This is a genomic window from Amycolatopsis sp. La24 (assembly GCF_029087445.1).
GTDB lineage: Bacteria > Actinomycetota > Actinomycetes > Mycobacteriales > Pseudonocardiaceae > Amycolatopsis > Amycolatopsis nivea.
Genome location: NZ_JARACH010000103.1, coordinates 1 through 18,655, shown reverse-complemented (window position 1 = coordinate 18,655; position 18,655 = coordinate 1). Strand labels below are relative to the sequence as shown.

At 71.5% G+C, this 18,655-nt stretch carries 14 protein-coding genes, 1 pseudogene and 1 riboswitch; of the genes and pseudogenes, 10 read left to right on the top strand and 5 right to left on the bottom strand.

The genetic code is table 11. The features are described 5' to 3' along the window. Positions 1-385: 385 nt before the first annotated feature. From PUT80_RS44690 to PUT80_RS44680, 3 genes are all read left to right on the top strand, one after another. Positions 386-1,081 (top strand): helix-turn-helix domain-containing protein, encoded by a 696-nt coding sequence (locus tag PUT80_RS44690; protein ID WP_275295760.1) that lies wholly within the window; start codon positions 386-388, stop codon positions 1,079-1,081. 99 nt (positions 1,082-1,180) lie between these two features. Then, a complete protein-coding gene (locus tag PUT80_RS44685) occupies positions 1,181-2,659 on the top strand; it encodes a potassium/proton antiporter (protein WP_275295759.1) in 1,479 nt (492 codons plus the stop codon). 96 nt (positions 2,660-2,755) lie between these two features. Further along, positions 2,756-2,870, top strand: a riboswitch (SAM riboswitch). Positions 2,871-2,910: 40 nt separating this feature from the next. Then, on the top strand, positions 2,911-4,242 hold the full coding sequence (locus PUT80_RS44680; protein WP_275295758.1) for an aminotransferase class V-fold PLP-dependent enzyme: 1,332 nt from the start codon (positions 2,911-2,913) through the stop codon (positions 4,240-4,242). A gap of 160 nt (positions 4,243-4,402) precedes the next feature. On the opposite strand, the gene PUT80_RS44675 is transcribed toward PUT80_RS44680, so the two are convergent. Beyond that, positions 4,403-4,729 carry a hypothetical protein gene (locus tag PUT80_RS44675; protein WP_275295757.1) on the bottom strand — a complete coding sequence of 109 codons (327 nt, stop codon included), beginning with the start codon at positions 4,727-4,729 and terminating at the stop codon, positions 4,403-4,405. Between the two features lie 88 nt (positions 4,730-4,817). Between PUT80_RS44675 and lspA the strand changes: the two genes are divergently transcribed. Both lspA and PUT80_RS44665 read left to right on the top strand, forming a co-directional pair. After that, complete coding sequence (gene lspA, locus PUT80_RS44670; RefSeq protein WP_037812401.1) at positions 4,818-5,426, top strand: signal peptidase II; 609 nt, start codon at positions 4,818-4,820, stop codon at positions 5,424-5,426. Continuing rightward, on the top strand, positions 5,423-6,349 hold the full coding sequence (locus PUT80_RS44665; protein WP_107051029.1) for an RluA family pseudouridine synthase: 927 nt from the start codon (positions 5,423-5,425) through the stop codon (positions 6,347-6,349). The genes lspA and PUT80_RS44665 overlap by 4 nt, the downstream gene beginning before the upstream one ends. Here the strand turns inward: PUT80_RS44665 and PUT80_RS44660 are convergent. Together PUT80_RS44660 and PUT80_RS44655 are read right to left on the bottom strand one after the other, a co-directional pair. Then, entirely contained in the window at positions 6,346-7,272 is a 927-nt protein-coding gene (locus tag PUT80_RS44660) for an AsnC family protein (RefSeq protein WP_240692046.1), read from the bottom strand. The two genes, PUT80_RS44665 and PUT80_RS44660, sit on opposite strands and share 4 nt — an antisense overlap. 441 nt (positions 7,273-7,713) lie before the next feature. Beyond that, positions 7,714-7,932 (bottom strand): annotated as a pseudogene (locus PUT80_RS44655) (Lrp/AsnC family transcriptional regulator); the annotation flags it as partial. A 395-nt stretch (positions 7,933-8,327) separates the two neighbouring features. Between PUT80_RS44655 and PUT80_RS44650 the strand changes: the two are divergent. The 5 genes from PUT80_RS44650 (at position 8,328) to PUT80_RS44630 (ending at position 15,330) form a co-directional block, all read left to right on the top strand. Next, positions 8,328-11,642 (top strand): DUF885 domain-containing protein, encoded by a 3,315-nt coding sequence (locus PUT80_RS44650; protein WP_275295756.1) that lies wholly within the window; start codon positions 8,328-8,330, stop codon positions 11,640-11,642. Then, entirely contained in the window at positions 11,639-12,838 is a 1,200-nt protein-coding gene (gene fahA, locus PUT80_RS44645; protein WP_051728905.1) for a fumarylacetoacetase, read from the top strand. The genes PUT80_RS44650 and fahA overlap by 4 nt, the downstream gene beginning before the upstream one ends. Before the next feature lie 84 nt (positions 12,839-12,922). After that, positions 12,923-13,963 (top strand): LLM class F420-dependent oxidoreductase, encoded by a 1,041-nt coding sequence (locus tag PUT80_RS44640; RefSeq protein WP_037812396.1) that lies wholly within the window; start codon positions 12,923-12,925, stop codon positions 13,961-13,963. Positions 13,964-14,122: 159 nt separating this feature from the next. Then, a complete protein-coding gene (locus PUT80_RS44635; protein ID WP_037812394.1) occupies positions 14,123-15,085 on the top strand; it encodes an exopolyphosphatase in 963 nt (320 codons plus the stop codon). Positions 15,086-15,126: 41 nt separating this feature from the next. Further along, positions 15,127-15,330: a hypothetical protein gene (locus PUT80_RS44630; protein WP_037812392.1), complete on the top strand. Its 204-nt coding sequence runs from the start codon at positions 15,127-15,129 to the stop codon at positions 15,328-15,330. A gap of 39 nt (positions 15,331-15,369) precedes the next feature. On the opposite strand, the gene PUT80_RS44625 is transcribed toward PUT80_RS44630, so the two are convergent. Together PUT80_RS44625 and PUT80_RS44620 are read right to left on the bottom strand one after the other, a co-directional pair. Then, positions 15,370-17,739 (bottom strand): glycosyl hydrolase family 65 protein, encoded by a 2,370-nt coding sequence (locus tag PUT80_RS44625; protein ID WP_037812390.1) that lies wholly within the window; start codon positions 17,737-17,739, stop codon positions 15,370-15,372. After that, positions 17,736-18,467, bottom strand: a complete 732-nt coding sequence (locus PUT80_RS44620) for a beta-phosphoglucomutase family hydrolase (RefSeq protein ID WP_134728595.1) — start codon at positions 18,465-18,467, stop codon at positions 17,736-17,738. Before PUT80_RS44620 ends, PUT80_RS44625 begins: the two co-directional genes overlap by 4 nt. Positions 18,468-18,655 lie beyond the last annotated feature (188 nt).

The window sequence follows — 18,655 nt, the reverse complement described above, 5'->3', positions numbered from 1 at the left end:
GGCATGCGACACGAGGTTCGGATCGTCGAACCTCGCCGACACCGCCCCGGCAGTATGCAATGATCGCATCCAGCAGGTGCCCTCTCCCTCGGTGACAATTGCTCTGTCGCAAGAACAATCATCCCAGACCAGAGAGCACCTGCCCGACCGGACACGACCCACAACACCAATTCACACCGGTGGATCCAGGTCAGATTCCCTCAAGGAGCCCTTCACGGACCTCGCAACCGCGCCAGCTCCGCGAGCCGCGATGCGTGTCGGCAGGTGCGGAGAAGCCACGAAGCCCGGCTGATGCCGCGCATCGCGGCAACCAGGGCGCACGCTGCGGCTGCCGAGAAACCTCGCTTCGGCCGCGGCCGAAGCGTCCCCGCTCTACCGTGGGCATATGGAAACCGTCGCATTGGCCGAGGTCGCCGCCGTGCTCGCCGACCCGAGCCGCGCGACCATGTGTCTCGCCCTGCTCGACGGGCGGGCCTGGACGGTCAGCGAACTGGCCGCCGCGGCGCGGATCGCGGTGTCTACGGCCAGCGAGCACGTGACGCGGCTGGCCGAGGCCGGGTTCGTCGCCCGGGTGAAGCAGGGGCGGCACGCGTACGTGCGGCTCGCGAATCCGCGGGTCGCGGAGCTGATCGAGCATCTGGCGCAGCATGCCGAACTGAAACGGCCGTCCGGGCTCCGGACTTCGTTGCGGGTGCAGCGTTTGTCGTTCGCGCGCAGTTGCTACGACCATCTCGCCGGGACCCTCGGCGTCGCCTTGCGGGACGGGATGGTCGAGCGGGGCCTGATCGACGTGTCGGACGGGCTCGCGCTCACCGACGCCGGACGCGACGTGCTGGCCGATCTCGGCGTCGCGGTGCCGGATCGGCCGCGGCGGCCGCTGTTGCGCGACTGTCTGGATTGGACAGAGCGGCGGGAGCACCTCGCCGGCGCGGTTCCGGCGGCGGTGCTGGAGCGGGCGGTCGAGGCGGGATGGCTGACGCGAGACCAGCAGCGTGCAGTCCGCGTCCTGCCGGGCGCGCGGGGTCCGTTCGCCGCGCTAGGTGTCGATCTCGCGACGGTGAGTGCCGCCGAGGCTTCGTAACACACCGGCGAGGTCCCCCGGACCGGTGGTGCGCGCTCGGGAACCGGACACTGCCTCACTATTCTGGACGCCTGCGGGCGACCGGGAGGGAGGCGGAGGGTGAACGAGCTTCCCTTGGTGCTGGGCGTCGGAGCGCTGGTTCTCGTCGTCTCGGTCGTCGCGGTGCGGGTGTCCATCCGGCTCGGATTCCCGTCGCTGCTGCTGTATCTCGGGATCGGCGTCGTGCTCGGCGAAGCCGGATTCGGCATCCGCTTCGACAATCCGGCGCTCACCCAGTCTCTCGGGCTCGCCGCGCTCGTCCTGATCCTCACCGAGGGCGGGCTCACCACGCGCTGGTCCGCGGTGAAACCCTCGCTGGGGCCCGGAATCCTGCTGTCCACAGTGGCCGTGGTGATCAGCATCGCGGTCACCGGCGCGGCATTGCACTGGCTGCTCGGCCTCGACTGGCGGCTCGCCCTGCTGTGGGGCGCGGTTCTCGCGTCCACCGACGCGGCGGCGGTGTTCTCCGTGCTGCGCACGGCCGGGGTCGGGAAACGGCTCGTCGGCGCGCTGGAACTGGAATCCGGCATCAACGACGCGCCCGCCTACATCGCGGTCGTCGTGCTCGCGTCCGGCGAGGCGGTCGACTGGTCGCTGCCGCTGCTGGTGGTCTACGAACTGCTCACCGGCCTCGTGCTCGGCCTGGCGTTCGGCTGGCTGGGCGCGCAGGCGCTGCGCCGGGCCGCGCTCCCGGCGACCGGCCTGTACCCGCTCGCCACGGTCGCGGTGTGCGTGCTCGCGTACTCCTCGGGACAGCTGGCGCACGCGTCCGGCCTGCTCGCCACCTACGTCGCCGGCCTGGTGCTGGGGAATTCCAAGCTGCCGCACCGGTCGGACACCCTGTCGTTCGCCGAAGGGCTCGGCTGGCTCGCGCAGATCGGGCTGTTCGTGCTGCTCGGCCTGTTCGCGTCGCCGACCCGGCTGCTCGAAACGCTCATCCCCGGCCTCGTCGCGGGCGCGGTGGTGCTGCTGCTCGCCCGGCCGCTGTCGGTGGTCTTGTCGCTGCTGCCGTTCCGCTTGCCGTGGCGGGATCAGGTGTTCCTGTCCTGGGCGGGCTTGCGCGGTGCGGTGCCGATCGTGCTCGCGATGATCCCGCTGTCCGAGGGCGTGCCCGGCGCGCAACGGCTCGTGGACGCGGTTTTCGTGCTCGTCATCGTGCTCACCGTGCTGCAGGGCGCGACGCTCAGCCCGCTCGCGCGGATCCTCGGGCTGGCGAAGGCGACGCAGGCGCACGAGATCGAGGTCGACGCCGCCCCGCTCGACGAGCTCGGCGCCGAACTGCTGCAGGTGCGCATTCAGAAGGGGTCGAAGCTGCACGGCGTGTACCTGTCGGAGCTGCGGCTGCCCGCCGGGGCGACGGTCAGTCTCGTGGTGCGCGGCGGGACGGGCTTCACGCCGCAGAAAACGAGCCGCTTGCAGGTCGAGGACCAGCTTCTGGTGGTCACGACCGCCGCCGACCGCGACGCGACCGAACGGCGCATCCGGGCCGTCGACCGGGCCGGCCGCCTCGCGCGCTGGCACGGGGAATCCGGAGCCTGATCTTTCTGTCCTTTGTGGACACGCCCTGTGACTGCCGTCTCAGATCACGAGACGGGTCTGGTTTCTCCCGGGGGTCGTCCGCTATCTTCGGTTCCAGGTCATGAGTGCCAGCGCGAAGCCCCGGCTTGCTGGCCGGCAACCCTCCTACCGCGGTGGGGTGCCCCGGGTGAGGACCAGGCCGGTCGCGCAGTGCGGCGGGCAAGCGCGGGCCCCTCGCCGGGGGTCCCCCGGAACGCCGAGGAGGCGCCGTCATGACTCTCGCACTCGACCGGTCCACGGAAACTGTTGCCGCTGCCGTTCCCGCTGTCGCCGGTGCGACGCTGCGGGTCCCGCTGGTCACCGGCGGCGACATCGGTTACGCCAACCTCGACCACGCGGCGAGCGCGCCGTGTCTGGACGCCGTGCGTTCGGCGGTCGACGAGTTCCTTCCCTGGTACGCCAGCGTGCACCGCGGCGCGGGCTTCGCTTCGCAGGTCTCGACGCGGCTTTACGAGCGGACGCGCGACGTGCTGCGCCGGTTCGTGGACGCTCGCAACGGCGACTCGGTGATCTTCACCCGCAACACCACGGACGCGTTCAACCTGCTGGCGAAAGCGTTGCCGCGCAAGACTTCCGTGGTGGTGTTCGACAGCGAGCACCACGCGGCCTTGCTGCCGTGGCGCGGCCCGAACGTCCGGCGCGTGCAGCTGCCGCGGACCCGGCTCGCCGCGGTGTCCGTTGTGGACGAAGCGCTCGCGGAATGCCCGCAGGGGCCGCGGTTGGTGGTCGTCGCCGGTGCGTCCAATGTGACCGGTGAGCTGCTGCCGGTGGCCGAGATCGCTGCGGTGGCCCGGAAACACGGCGCCCGGGTGGCCCTCGACGCCGCACAGCTCGCTCCGCACCGGCAGATTTCGTTGCGGGAGCTGGATGTTGACTACGTCGCGCTGTCCGGGCACAAGCTGTACGCGCCCTTCGGGGCCGGTGCGCTGATCGGGCGCAGCGACTGGTTGCGGGCGGCCGAGCCGTACCTGGCCGGTGGTGGCGCTACGAAACTGGTGACCGAGGAAGCCGTGGTGTGGAACAGCGGCGAAGAGCGGCACGAGGCCGGATCGCCGAATACCGTTGGCGTGTATGCGCTCGGGGTGGCTTGCGAGCAGCTGGCAGCTCAGTGGGATGCCGTGGGTTCGCATGAGGCCGCGTTGCTGGAGCGGTTGCGCAAGGGGCTTGAGAGCCTGCCGGGTTTCGCCGAGCTGCGGTTCTTCGACGCGCCGGTGGACCGGGTCGGCACGGTGAGCTTCGTGGTCGACGGGTTCGAGCCCGGATGGCTGGCCGCGGTGCTGTCGGCCGAGTACGGAATCGGCGTGCGGGACGGGGCGTTCTGCGCGCACGTGGCCGCCCGGCGGCTGATCCGGGAAGCCGGAAGCGAGGGCCAGCAGGCGGTCCGGGTGAGCCTCGGGCTGGGGAGCACCGAGGAACACGTCGACCGCTTGGTGCTGGCGCTGCGGCAGATCGTGGCCCGGGGAGCCCGGTGGGAGTACGCGAAGGTGGACGGGCGGTGGGCGCCGGTCGGGGACCCGCGGGAGCTGCCGCCGTTCTGCGCCTGACGGGGCGGGTGCTGGGACTGGCGCGACAGGAAACGTGACCACAACGCGGGATCGCGCCGACGTTTGGGCTGAGCGGCGTGACAGGCCGAAGGCCCCTCGCGTCGCTCAGCCCAAACGTCGGCTTAAGGGCGATCCCGCCGCGGCGGCGGAGCCGACGCCATCAAACACAGTCCGAGTGCAGGTCGTTCAGCAGGCCGCGTTCGCTGAGATGGCCGTTGAGGAACAGCCGGGCCAGGTGAGTGAACGCGGCTTCGGCTGCGTCGGCCACGGCGGGAATGGGCGTGCGGCAGTCGGCTAAGGCCGCCTCCTGCACGTCGTGGACTTCCCGCGGTTCGCTGCGGGACAGCCCGGCCAGGTGGCGCAGGTGCTCGCCGTCCTCGCCGTCGGCCAGCCAGTGGGCGGCCCAGAGCGGGAGGTCGCTGGTGGGGGAGAGGTCGAGGGCGATCCAGGCCGCGGCCGCGGCGGGGGCGGGGATCTCGGCGGGCATGGCAGCGATGATGGCGGGCGAGAGGCCTCCGGGGCGACTGAATTCGGCCGCTGTGACCTGCTCGGGCGCGGTTGTGGACAATGGGGGTGTGAGCACCGATCCTTCGCCGTCCGAGTCCGAGGTCGAGCCGTCTGCGGAACCGCCTGAGCAGGAGGCCGCCGGGGACGGCGCGCCGCTGCCCAAGCGGCGGGTCTGGGTGGTGTTCGCGGTCGCGGCGCTGCTGTGGGCGATCGACCTGATCACGAAGAACCTCGTGGTCGCGAACCTCGAGGGCAAGGAGCCCAAGCCGATCCTCGGCGGGCTGATCTACCTGCAGGTCATCCGCAACCCGGGCGCCGCGTTCTCGATGGCGACCGGCATGACGTGGGTGCTCGCGCTGGTCGCGATCGGCGTCGTGATCGCGATCGTGTGGATCTCGCGCAGGCTGCGCTCGGTCGGCTGGGCGATCGGCCTCGGGCTCGTGCTCGCCGGCGCGCTCGGCAACCTGACCGACCGGTTCTTCCGCGAGCCCGGACCGCTGCGCGGCCACGTCGTCGACTTCATCTCCGCGTTCGCGCCCAACGGCGAGGGGTTCGCGATCTTCAACATCGCCGACTCCGCGATCTGCGTCGGCGGCGCGCTGATCGTGCTGCTGTCCCTGCTCGGCAAGGACTACGACGGCACCTCCACCCGCGGCAAGAAGAAGGACTCCGAGTGAGCGCGCGCATGCTGCCCGTCCCCGACGGGCTCGACGGGATGCGCGTCGACGCCGGGCTCGCCAAACTGCTCGGCCTGTCCCGCACCGCGGTCGCGGACCTCGCCGCGGCGGGCGACGTCCTCCTCGACGGCCGTCCGGCGGGCAAATCGGACCGGCTGTCCGCGGGCGGGCTGCTCGAGGTGACGCTGCCGGAACCGGAACGTGCGGCGGAAATCGTCGCGGAGCCAGTCGAAGGCATGAAGATCCTGCACGATGACGACGACATCGTGGTGATTTCGAAACCGGTCGGCGTCGCCGTGCACCCCAGCCCGGGCTGGACCGGTCCGACGGTCGTCGGCGGACTCGCCGCGTCCGGGCTGCGCATCTCGACCTCCGGCGCGGCCGAACGACAGGGCGTCGTGCACCGGCTCGACGCGGGCACCACCGGGGTGATGGTGGTGGCGAAGAGCGAGCACGCGTACACCGTGCTGAAGCGGGCGTTCAAGGAACGGACCGTCGACAAGGGCTATCACGCCGTCGTGCAGGGCCACCCGGACCCGACGCGCGGCACCATCGACGCCCCGATCGACCGCCATCCGCGGCACGACTACAAGTTCGCCGTCGTCGCGGGCGGACGGCCGAGCGTCACGCACTACGAGGTGGTCGAGGCGTTCCGGGCGGCGTCGCTGGCGCACGTGAAGCTGGAAACCGGGCGTACGCACCAGATCCGCGTGCACTTCTCCGCGCTGCGCCACCCGTGCGCGGGCGACCTGACCTACGGGGCGGACCCGGTGCTGGCCCGGAAACTCGGCCTGACGCGCCAGTGGCTGCACGCGCGGACGCTCGGTTTCGCACACCCCGCGGACGGCCGGTGGGTCGAGTTCGAGGCGGAGTACCCCGACGATCTGGCCAGTGCGCTGGAGATCCTGCGCGACGGGAACTAGTCGACGGCCCAGGTCAGGGTGCGCTCGTCCGGCTCGGGCCGCGGGCTCCAGCGCACCGAGACGACCCGGGTCGCGGTGGGGAGCACGTAGACGGTGTGCCCGCCGAGCGTCTCGCCCGGCTGCACGCCGATCTTGTGCGGCGGCCGGGACGTCAGCGAAACCGGGGCCTTCGCGACGGTCTCGCCGCTGTCGGTGACGAGCTCGAGATAGTTGTCGGGCAGCGACGCGAACGGGATCGGCCCGCGATTGGTGATCTCGGTGTGCACGACGACCGCGCGCTCGCCGTCCTCGAGCCGGTAGCCCGCCGCGCCGAAGAGGAAGTCGGCGGGATCCTGGACCTCCAGCAGCTGCACGGAAAGCTGTTCCCCTTCGAGCCCCTGCGACTGCATCGTCTCGCCGATCCGCCCCTGCTTGGCAGGCGCCGCGGCGGGCCGGGGTTCGTCGCCGCGGGCCCAGGAAGCGGTCTGCGGGACGCCCCACGTGCTGACGACCGGATCCGGAGCCGGGTACGGCCCGGAAGGTCCATTGTGGACATTCGCGCCGACGGGAACCTGGTGCGGCATCCCGGTTTGCCCGGGGGAGTACGCGCCGGACACCCCCGGTCCGGCGGGGATCCCGTTCGGTCCCGGGGCATAGGCGCCGGACACCCCCGGCCCGCCGGGAATTCCGTTCGGTCCCGGGGGATACGCGCCGGAAATCCCGGCCGGTCCGGGTGCGTACGCGCCGGACACGCCCGGACCCGGCCCGGTCGCCGGAATGCCGGTCTGCCCGGGCGGGTACGCGGCGGAAGTTCCCGGGCCGGGCATGCCGTGCTGCCCCGGACCCGCGGGAATCCCGGTTTGCCCTGGTGAGTAGGCGCCGGAGGTTCCCGGACCGGGCATGCCGTGCTGTCCCGGCGGATGCGGTCCGGAGTGCCCCGGCATCCCGGCGGAATCGGGGATCCCGTTCGGCCCGGGCGGATGCGGACCGGAGCCCTGCGCGCCCGGCATTCCCGCCGCCCCGCCTCGCACGGGGACTCCCGCCGACGCCGGGCCGGCGCCTGGCACCGCACCCTGGCCGGACGTCATCGGCCCCGGCATCCCGCCCTGGTTGGGTCCGGGCATCCCGCCCTGGTTAGGTCCCGCAGCCCCGGGCATCCCGCCCTGGTTAGGCCCCGCAGCCCCGGGCATCCCGCCCTGGTTAGGCCCCGCAGCTCCTGGCATCCCGCCCTGGCTGGGCCCGGCAGCCCCGCCCGGATTCGGACCGGCTGCCCCGGGCATCCCGCCCAGGTTCTGTCCCGCCGTCCCGGGCCCCGCGTTCGGCCCGGCCGCAGCGGGGAACGGCGCCGACCCGGGCCCGCCCGGATAGCCGCCCGGGGGACGCTGCCACGAAGCCGGAGCCCCGGAAATCGCCGCGCGGAGACCGTTCGGGTCGCTTTCGACCCCGACCAGCAGCGGCAATCCGCTCCCGGACAGCGCGACCAGCCGGTACGCGACCTCCCTCGGGTCCATCCCGACCTTCGCCGCCAGCTCGTGCACAGCCCCCTTGCCCAGCTCGGCGAGCGCGGCGAGCAGGCGGATGTCGGCGGGATCGGTCACGGCCACTCCGGCAACGCTACCGCCTCGCCCGCCCGGCCCGGCCGCACCACGCGCCCGGCGTGCCCCGCGCCACCGCGACCTCGGCGATCGGCGCGTCCCGGGGGCGGGCGGGACCGCCCGAGTTCGACGCCCTGGCACGCCGGTATGGCCTGCTGCACCATGTGCCCCGCGCCACCGCGCCACCGCGCCACCGCGCCACCGCGCCACCGCGCCACCGCGCCACCGCGCCGTCGGCGATCGGCGCGTCTCGGAAAGGCGGACGGGACCGCGCGAGTTCCACGCCCCGGCACGCCGATACGGCCTGCCGAGGGACCGGCCGCCGAGGACACGGGCGTCGGCGCCCCTGTCTCGATTAGGGTCGGGAGCAGCACTCGCTCCGCCTACCCTGGGGGTCCACGCCGATGACCGTCGTTTCCGATCTCGCCGACGAACTCGTCGAGGTGTCGTTCGACCACGAGCCGCTCGACGCCGCCATTCTCGGCATCCGGCCGGACGCGCCGGGGCTCGGCGATCCGTCGGCCGCGGCGGAGGCGGCGCTGCGCGGGAAGCTCGCCGGGATCCGGGAGCGGGCCGAGGCGGTCGACCCGGCCGGGCTCGACGACGTCGACCGCGTCACCCGCGACGTCCTGCTCAGCTCCATCGACGGCACCCTCGACCGGATGGACAGCCGGGTCGTCGACTTCACCGTCACCGACCTGTTCGTCGGGCCCGCTTCCGGGCTGCTGTCCGCGCTGCCGATGGTCACCGTCACCGCGGAAACCGCCGAGGTGCATCTCGGCAGGCTCCGCGAGGTCCCGGAGTACCTCCGCGCCGTCGCGCAACGGCACCGCGACGGCATCGCCGCCGGGCTGCTGCCGATCGAACGCCTGGTCAAGGCCGCGATCGCGCACCTCGACCGCTACCTCGCCGAGCCCGAGAACGACCCGCTGCTGCGCCAGCCCGCCCCGGACGACGAGTTCGCCGCGCGCCGCAGGCAGATCCTCGAAGACGTCGCCCGGCCCGGCTTCCGCGAGTACCGCGACTTCCTCGAGGCCGAGGTCCTCCCGCACGGCCGTCCGGACGACAAGGCAGGCGTCTCCTGGCTGCCCGGCGGCGACGAGATCTACGCCCGTCTCGCCCGCACCCACACCACCAGCAACCGCACCCCGCAGGAGCTGCACGACACAGGCCTCGCGGTGATCGCCGGCCAGGTCGAGCAGTACCAGACGCTCGGCGAGCGCGTGTTCGGCACGCGCGAGCTGCCGGAGATCTTCGAGCGGCTGCGCACCGACCCGAAGCTCCGCTGGACGAGCGCCGAGGACCTCCTCGAAACCGCCCGCACGGCCATCTCCCGCGCCGCGGCCGAGGCGCCGAACTGGTTCGGCAAGATCCCGGAGCACCCGTGGACCGTCGAGGCGGTGCCGGAGGACTCCGCGCCCGGCGCGCCCCCGGCGTACTACATGCCGCCCGCCGCGGACGGGTCCCGGCCGGGCGTCTACTTCGCGAACACCCACCAGGCCACCGAGCGGTTCCGGCACACCGCCGAGGTCATCGCGTTCCACGAGGCGATCCCGGGCCACCACTTCCAGCTCAGCACCGCGCTCGACCTCGCCGACCTGCCGCTGCTGCGCCGCATCGGCAACTTCACCGCGTACGCCGAGGGCTGGGGCCTCTACACCGAGCGCCTCGCCGACGAGATGGGCCTGTACTCCGACGACGTGTCGCTGCTCGGCATGCTGACGATGGAGTCCATGCGGGCCGGCCGGCTGGTCGTCGACACCGGCCTGCACGCGCTGGGCTGGAGCCGGCAGCAGGCGGTCGACTACCTGCTGGAGCACACGCCGATGGCGCAGGTCGAGATCGAATCGGAGGTCGACCGGTACCTCGGCTACCCGGGCCAGGCGCTCGCGTACCTGGTCGGGCGGCTGGAGATCGAGCGGCTGCGCAAGCAGGCCGAACAGCGGCTCGGCAGCCGCTTCGACGTCAAGGCCTTCCACGACACGGTCCTCTCCGGCGGATCCCTGCCGCTGTCGGTGCTGGACGCCGTCGTCACCGAGTGGGCGGCCGGCTACGGCGACACCGTCGTCGGCCTGGCGGACGAGCTGGTCGAGCTGGACTTCGAGCGGGAACCGCTGGAGCGCACCGTCCTCGGCCTCCCCGGCGACCATACGAAGCTCGCCGACCCGAGCCTCGCCGCGGCCGAGCGCGACCGGGCCAAGTACGCCGCGATCGCCGAGCGCGCCGACGCGATCGACCCGGCCCGGCTGACTCCGTCCGAGGTCATCACCCGCGAGGTGGTGCGCACGCACGCCCGCGGCGCGATCGACACGATCGATTCGCGGCTGTCCGGCTTCGCGGTGAGCGACGGGTTCAGCTCGCCCGCGCTGAACCTCATGACCATCCTTCCCGCGCTGGCCCCGGACGACGCGGACAAGGCGCGCGACTACCTCACCCGGCTGGCGGCGATCGGCGGCTATCTGGACGCGGTGATCGAGGCGCAGCGGACGACCGTCGCGGACGGGTTCGCGCCGCCGGACTTCCTGGTGCGCATCGGGATCGAGTACGTCGAGCGGTACCTCGCGAACGAGGACGGCGATCCGTTCCGCGTCACGCCGTCGGTCGAGGTCGACGGCTTCGCGGCGGAATGCGACCGGCTGCTCGCCGAGGTCGTGCGGCCCGCGTACCGCCGCTACCGCGACTTCCTCGCCGAGGACGTGCTGCCGGTTTCGAAGACGGACAGCCAGCCGGGCATCAGCCACCTGCCGGGCGGGCTGGAGAAGTACCAGGGCCTGATCCGCGCGCACACCACCACGGACCGCACCGCGCAGGAACTGCACGACACCGGGCTGCGGCTGGGCGAGAAACTGGCCGAGGAGTACCGCGAACTGGGCTCCCGCGTGTTCGGCACCGGAGAGCTGCGGGAGATCTTCGACCGCCTCCGCACCGACCCGGAGCTGCGCTGGCGCGACGGCGAGGAACTGCTGGAAGGCGCTCGCACCGCGATCGCCCGGGCGGAAACCGTTGCGCCGCAATGGTTCTCCCGGGTGCCGGACGCGAAGTGCGCGGTCGAGCCGGTCCCGGAGGCGGACGCGGCGAGCGGCACCATCGCCTACTACCTCCAGGCCGCGTTCGACGGTTCCCGGCCCGGCACGTACTACGCGAACACTTACGAGGCGAGTTCGCGGCCGCGGTTCACCAGCGAGGGGATCGCGTTCCACGAGGCCGTTCCCGGGCACCACTTCCAGCTCACGTTCGCGCAGGAACTCACCGATCTGCCGCTGCTGCGCCGGATCGCGCCGTTCAACGCCTACATCGAGGGCTGGGGCCTGTACGCGGAGCGCCTCGCCGACGAGATGGGCCTGTACTCCGACGACGTCGCCCGCTTCGGCATGCTCGCCCAGGACTCGATGCGGGCCGGGCGGCTCGTCGTCGACACCGGTCTGCACGCGCTGGGCTGGACCCGGCAGCAGGCGGTCGACTACCTGGTCGAGCACACGCCGATGGCGAAGATGGAGATCGAGGCGGAGATCGACCGGTACGTCGCGAATCCGGGCCAGGCGCTCAGCTACATGGTGGGGCGGCTGGAAATCCAGCGCGTCCGCGCCGAGGCCGAACGGGCGCTGGGCGACCGGTTCGACATCCGCGCGTTCCACGACGTGATCCTGGGCAACGGGATTCTCCCGCTGTCCGCTTTGGACACCGTGGTCGGCGCGTGGATCGCGGAGGCGTCCGCGTGACCTGGCTCGACCTTCCGGCCGACACCCTCTTCGGCCTCGACAACCTGCCCTACGGCGTCTTCTCGCACGGCGAGCGGACCCGCCGGGCCGGCGTCGCGGTCGGGGACCAGGTGCTCGACCTGACCGCGGCGGCCGAGGGGGAGTCCTTCGGCCGCCTGCTCGGCGCGGGCGTGCTGAACCCGCTGCTCGCCGCCGGCCCGGACATCTGGGCCGATGTGCGGGCGCGGGTCCGCGAATGGCTCTCCGAACCGCGGCACGCCGACCGGATCCGGCCGCATCTGGTGCCCCGCAACGAAATCACGAGCCATCTGCCAGTAGAGGTCGCGGATTACGTCGACTTCTACTCCAGCGAACAGCACGCGATCAACGCCAGCCGGATCTTCACCGGCGGCGACGATCTGGTGCCGGCGAACTGGAAACACCTGCCGATCGGCTACCACGGCCGCGCGGGCACCGTCGTCGCGTCCGGCACGCCGGTGATCCGCCCGGCCGGGCAACGGAAACCGCGCAAGGCGACGCAACCGTCGTTCGGCGCGGCCAAGCGGCTCGACTTCGAGGCGGAGGTCGGCTTCGTCGTCGGCGTGGGATCGGAGCTGGGCGCGCCGGTGCCGATCGACGAGTTCCCCCGCCACGTCTTCGGTGTCTGCCTGGTCAACGACTGGTCGGCGCGCGATCTGCAGGGCTGGGAATCGCAGCCGCTCGGGCCGTTCCTCGGCAAATCGTTCGCCACGTCGATGTCGCCGTGGCTGGTTCCGCTGGCCGCGCTGAAGCACGCCCGCGTGCCGCAGCCCGCGCAGGACCCGGAGCCGTTCGAATACCTGCGCGCGGCCGAGCCGTGGAGCCTGGACCTGACGCTGGAAATCCGGATCAACGGACGGCTCGTGTCCAGTCCGCCGTTCGCCACGCAATACTGGACGGGCGCGCAGCAGTTCGCGCACCTCACCGTCAACGGCGCGAGCCTGCGCACCGGCGACCTGTACGCGTCCGGCACGGTCACCGGCCCGGCGAAGGACCAGCGCGGCTCGCTGCTGGAGCTGAGCTGGGGCGGGCGCGAACCGCTCGCGGTCGGCGAGGAGACCAGGACGTTCCTGGAGGACGGCGACGAGGTCGTCATCACCGCTTCCGCCCCAGGTCCAGGCGGTGCGCGGATCGGGTTCGGCGAGGTGCGCGGGACGGTGGCGCCCGCTGTGGTGTGACCCACGCCGTAGCGTCGTCACCCGGGCGGCCGCATAATGAGCAAACGCTTAGTCACAGTCGACCGGCACGGGAATGAGGGATCGATGAGGATCGGCACCGGCGTCAGCTACTCGGGCGGGTTCGCCGAAAGCGTCGCGGACATCGTGGAGCTGGAACGGGTCGGGCTCGACATCGTGTTCGTCCCCGAGGCCTACAGCTTCGACGCGGTGAGCCAGCTCGGCTTCCTCGCCGCGAAGACCGAGCGCGTCGGCCTGATGTCGGGCATCTTCCAGATCTACACCCGCACGCCGAGCCTCACCGCGATGACCGCGGCCGGGCTGGACTTCGTGTCCGACGGCCGGTTCACCCTCGGCCTCGGCGCGTCCGGACCGCAGGTCATCGAGGGTTTCCACGGCGTGAAGTACGACGCGCCGATCGGCCGCACCCGCGAGATCATCGAGATCTGCCGCCAGGTGTGGAAGCGCGAGCGCGTCGTGCACGACGGCAAGCACTACACGATCCCGCTGCCCGCCGACCAGGGCACCGGCCTCGGCAAGCCGCTCAAGCTGATCAACCACCCGGTCCGCGAGCGGATCCCGGTCGTGCTCGCCGCGCTCGGGCCGAAGAACGTCGCGCTCGCCGCCGAGGTCGCCGAGGGCTGGCAGCCGATCTTCTTCCACCCGGAGAAGGCCGCCGACGTCTGGGGCGCTTCGCTCGCCGAGGGCAAGGCCAAGCGCGACCCGCAGCTGGGCGAGCTGGACGTGTTCGCCGCGCCGCCGCTGGCCATCGGCGACGACGTCGACCACCTGCTCGACTGGGTGCGCCCGGTGTTCGCGCTGTACATCGGCGGGATGGGCGCGCGCGGCAAGAACTTCTACAACACGCTGGCCTGCAACTACGGCTACGAGGCCGAGGCCAAGCAGATCCAGGACCTCTACCTCGACGGCAAGAAGGAAGAAGCCGCCGCGGCGGTCCCGACGGAGCTGCTGCGCGCCACGTCGCTGGTCGGCCCGGCCGGGTATGTGAAGGAGCGGCTGGCGGCGTTCAAGGAGGCCGGCGCGACGACCCTGGCGGTCAACCCGCTGCAGCCCGGACGCGAGGCGCGAGTGGCCGCCGTCGCGAAGCTGAAGGAGCTGCTCGGGTAGGTCCGCTATGATGCGGGCTACTGAGAGTGTGAAAAAACCGCACCTCAGGTCGATGCCGCCGTCGAAATGCCGTCAACTCCCCGCGCGGGACGCGAATTCGGGAGTAAGAACGGGTTCAACGGGGAATCCGGGCGGGGCGAAAGCGAGGTAGGCCGGGCTGTGCGCAGAATCGAAGGACCCGCTGCTGCGGTGCTGGACGTCGGGTCGTTCAGCGCCCGGCTTGTCGTGCTCGAACCCGGCGGATCCCCGATCGACCCGGCCTTGACGCACCAGACCCGGCTGCGGCTGGACCGCGAACTGGACGACGACGGACGGCTCAGCAAGTGCGGCATCGCCGCCATCGCCAAGGCCGTCTCGAACGGGATGGAATTCGCCCGCGAGCACGGCGTCGAAGACGTGTTTCCGCTGGCCACCTCGTCAATCCGGGACGCGGTCAACTCCCGCGACGCGGTCCGCGAGGTCGCTCGTGAGACCGGGGTCGAACTGCGGTTCCTGTCCGGCCGCCGCGAGGCGGAACTGACCTACGTCGGCGCGCGCCGCTGGTACGGCGCGTCCGGCGGCCCGCTGCTGGCGCTCGACATCGGCGGCGGCACGGTCGAGCTGTCCGCCGGAGCGGGCGAGCAGGCCACGTTCGCGCGGTCGCTGCCGCTGGGCGCCCGGTCGGTTACGCGCGATTGGCTGCCCGCCGAACCGCCGGTGCGCAGCAAGCAAGTGCGTGCGCTGCGTGACCACGTGCTGGAGGAAGTCTCCGCCGCACTGGGCGACGTTAAGGACGAGCTGGCCGAACACCGGGTGGTCGGCTGCTCGAAGGTGCTGCGGCAGCTGGCGCGGCTGGCGGGCGACCGTCCGGGCAAGGCTCGCGAGCTGCACCTGGACGACGTGCGCGCGTGGATTCCGCGGCTGTCGGCGATGCCGTTCGCGCGGCGCGCGCAGCTGCCGGGGATTTCGCGGCAGCGGGCCCAGCAAGCGCTCGGCGGCGCGGTCGTCGCGGAGGCGCTGCTGACGGTCGCGGGCGGGAGCCTGTCGATCTGCCCGTGGTCGACCCGGGACGGGCTCCTGCTGACGCTGCTGGACCAGCTCACGGACGCGACCGGAAAGCAGCGCTCGCGTCCGGCCGCGTGAACTCCCTGGTGCGGGCGCGGTAAACCGGGTATCCCGGAGAGATGACCCCGCGCAGCGAATTCCTTCCCCGCGACCGGTCCGAGGACGACGACGAGGAAACGCCGTTCCCCGCGCGCCGCAAACGCGAGCTGCCGGACCCGGACGAGCTGCCCGGCGAGGTGGCGAACGCGCCGGGGCCGGATCTGAGCCCTTCCCGGACCGACGAGGTGCCTCGGGTGCCGGGCACGGACGAAACGCCGTCGTGAGCGGCAATCGCGGTTCTCTCCGCGATTGCCGCTCACGAGTCAGCTCCGGTCGAACTGCCGCACCTTCGACGGGTCCCTTCGCGCCGGGGCCCGGCCGATCGGCTGGACCGGCGCGGGGCCCGGGTCGAGCTTCGGGATCGGCAGTTCCACCGGCTCCTCGGTCACGGTGAACCGCTCGCCGTGGTGGAGCAGGTCCAGCGGCGGGCCGTTGAGCACCCGGTACGTCGCCGCGCCGGGCCGGATCGACACCTGGAACCGCGTTTCCCGGAACGCGAGGCGGAAGGTGAGGCCGCCGAGCTCGTCCGGCAGCCGCGGCGCGAACGACAGCTGGCCGCCGTAGTCACGGAAGCCGCCGAATCCGGCGACGGCGGCTTGCCAGGCGCCGGCCAGCGACGCCATGTGCAGGCCGTTGCGGACGTTGTTGTGCACGTCGTGCAGGTCGGTCAGCGCGGCTTCGGCGAGGTAGTCGTACGCCAGCTGCAGGTGCCCGACCTCGGCGGCGATGACGGCCTGCGTGCCCGCGGACAGCGAGGAGTCGCGGACCGTCCGTGCCTCGTAGTAGGCGAAGTCGCGGGCTTTTTCCTCCGGGCTGAACGAATCGCCGCAGAGGTGCAGGGCGAGCACGAGGTCGGCCTGCTTGACGACCTGCTTGCGGTAGAGGTCAAAATACGGGTAGTTCAGCAGCAGCGGGTAGAAATCCTCGTCGGTGGCGGCGAAATCCCACTCGTCGTGCTGCAGGAAGCCTTCCGACTGCGGGTGCACGCCGAGTTCCTGGTCGTACGGCAGCGCCATCGCGTCCGCCGCGGCGCGCCAGGAATCGATCTCCGGAGCGTCCACTTCGAACTGTTCGGCGACGTCCGGATGCCGCTGGCACACCTCAGCCGCGGCGAGCAGGTTCCGGCGCGCCATCAGGTTCGTGTAGACGTTGTTGTCCGCCACCGCGGAGTACTCGTCCGGCCCGGTGACGCCGTCGATGCGGAAGTGCCCGTGGTGGTCGAAATGCCCGAGGGACGCCCACAGCCGCGCGGTTTCCAGCAGCAGTTCCGCGCCGCAGGTGCGCTCGAAATGCTCGTCCTGGGTGGCGTTGACATAGCGCACGACAGCGTCGGCGATGTCCGCGCTGACGTGGAACGCGGCGGTGCCGGCGGGCCAGTACGCGGAGCATTCGGCCCCGTTGATGGACCGCCACGGGAAAGCCGCGCCGCGCAACCCGAGCTGGGTCGCGCGTTCCTTGGCTTTGTCTATTGTGGAGTGTCGCCAGCCGAGCGCGTCGCGGGCGGCGTCCGGCATCGTGTACGTCAGCACCGGCAGCACAAAAGTCTCGCTGTCCCAGAACGCGTGCCCGTCGTATCCCGGTCCAGTGAGGCCTTTTCCCGCGATAGCCCGGGTTTCGCCGCGGGCGCCGGCCTGCAGCAGGTGGAAGAGCGCGAACCGGACGGCCTGCTGGAGTTCCGGGTCGCCGTCGATTTCGATGTCCGACGTGGCCCAGAAATCGTCCAGGAACTGGCGTTGCTCGGCGGCGAGCCCCTTCCAGCCGGTCTGCCTCGCGCCCGCGAGCGCGGCTTCGACCTGCGCCCGCAACGCCGGTGCGGAGCGTTGCGCGGACCAGCCGTAGGCGAGGAATTTGGTGACCCGCAGCCGTCCGCCCTTGGGCACGTCGACCGCGGCGGTGAGCCGGGCGAGGTCCTCCTCGGCGTGGATGCGGGTGCGCAGGCCGTCGTCGACCTCGATTTTGTGGTCCATCGCGGCGGCGACCCGCAGCCCGGACATCCGGGTCTGGTGCACCAGCACGGCCTGGTAGCCCGCGGCGTGGCTGAACTCGCCGACCAGCGGCGCGTCGAGCGCGGCGGCGACACGCGGATCGTGCGTGTCGGACTCGACCGGCTCGTTGGCCAGCAGGTCGGACTGCACGACGAGCTGCAGGTCCTCGTCCAGCGGTTCGACCTCGTAGCGGATCGCGGCGACCGCGCGCTGGGTGAAGGAAACCAGCCGTTCGGTGGTCACCCGCACCCGCCTGCCGGTGGGCGAAGACCATTCGGTGACGCGCCGCAGCGTGCCGCGGCGGAAATCGAGCACACGGTCGTGCGCGGTCGCGATGCCGTAGCGCATGTCCAGCGGCTCGTCCTCGACCAGCAGCCGGATGATCTTGCCGTCGGTCACGTTGACGACGGTCTGGCCTTCCTCCGGATAGCCGTAACCGCCCTCGGCGTAAGGGAGTTCGTGCTGTTCGTAGAAGCCGTTGAGGTACGTGCCGGGCAGCCCGCGCGGTTCGCCTTCCTCAAGCGTGCCGCGCAGCCCGATGTGTCCGTTCGACACCGCGAAGGCGGATTCGGTGCGCTGCAACGCATCCACGTCGAGACCGCGCCAGCGCAGCTCCCACGGCGCGCATTCGTAACCGGATTCCGTCACTTGTCCTCCAGCAGGTCGGCGAGGTCGTCCACCACGACGTCGGCGCCGTGCGCGCGCAAGGCGTCGGCCTGGTTTTCCCGGTTCACGCCCACGACGTAACCGAAACCGCCGGCTTTGCCTGCTTGGACGCCGGATTGTGCGTCCTCGAACACCGCGGCCTGCTTCGGGTCCACGCCGAGTTCCTTGGCGCCGGCGAGGAACGAGTCGGGTGCGGGCTTGCCTTTGAGGTGGTCACGGCGGATGACCAGGCCGTCTACGCGGGCTTCCACGAAGCGGGACAGGTCTGCTGCGTCGAGGACTTTCGCGCCGTTCGCGGAGGAGGTCACTACGGCGATCCTGAGTCCGGCTTGCTTGGCGGCTTCGAGGTAGCGGACGGAGCCCGGGTAGGGGTTTACGCCGCGTTCGTCGATGATTTTCAGGACTAACTCGTTTTTGCGGTTGCCGATGCCGTTCACGGTCGGGGCGTCGACGGGGTCGTCCGGGGTGCCTTCGGGGAGGTCGATTCCGCGGGAGCGGAGGAATTCCCGGACGCCGTCGGCCCTCGGGCGGCCGTCTACGTAGGTGGCGTAGTCCGCGTCGGTGAATTCCTGGAAGTTCGCGGTGTCGCGGGTGCGGAGGTATTCGTCGAACGTCCGTTTCCACGCCTCGCGGTGGAGCACGGCCGTCCCGGTCAGTACGCCGTCCAGGTCGAAGAGGCAGGCGGTGATGGTGTCGGGCAGTCCGATCATGCCTGCAAGGTACCGGTCTCCGGCTTTGTTCGCGGGCTCCTGGGGGTGGGTGGGTCTCGTCGCCTGGCGGCGACATTGGCCCGTTGGTTGCGTGGGGCACCCCGAAGTTTGATTGTGCTGACGGTTCGGGGGTGCTTGTCAAGGCGGGAAAGATGCCTTGACAAGCACCCCCGAACCGCAGGGAGGCT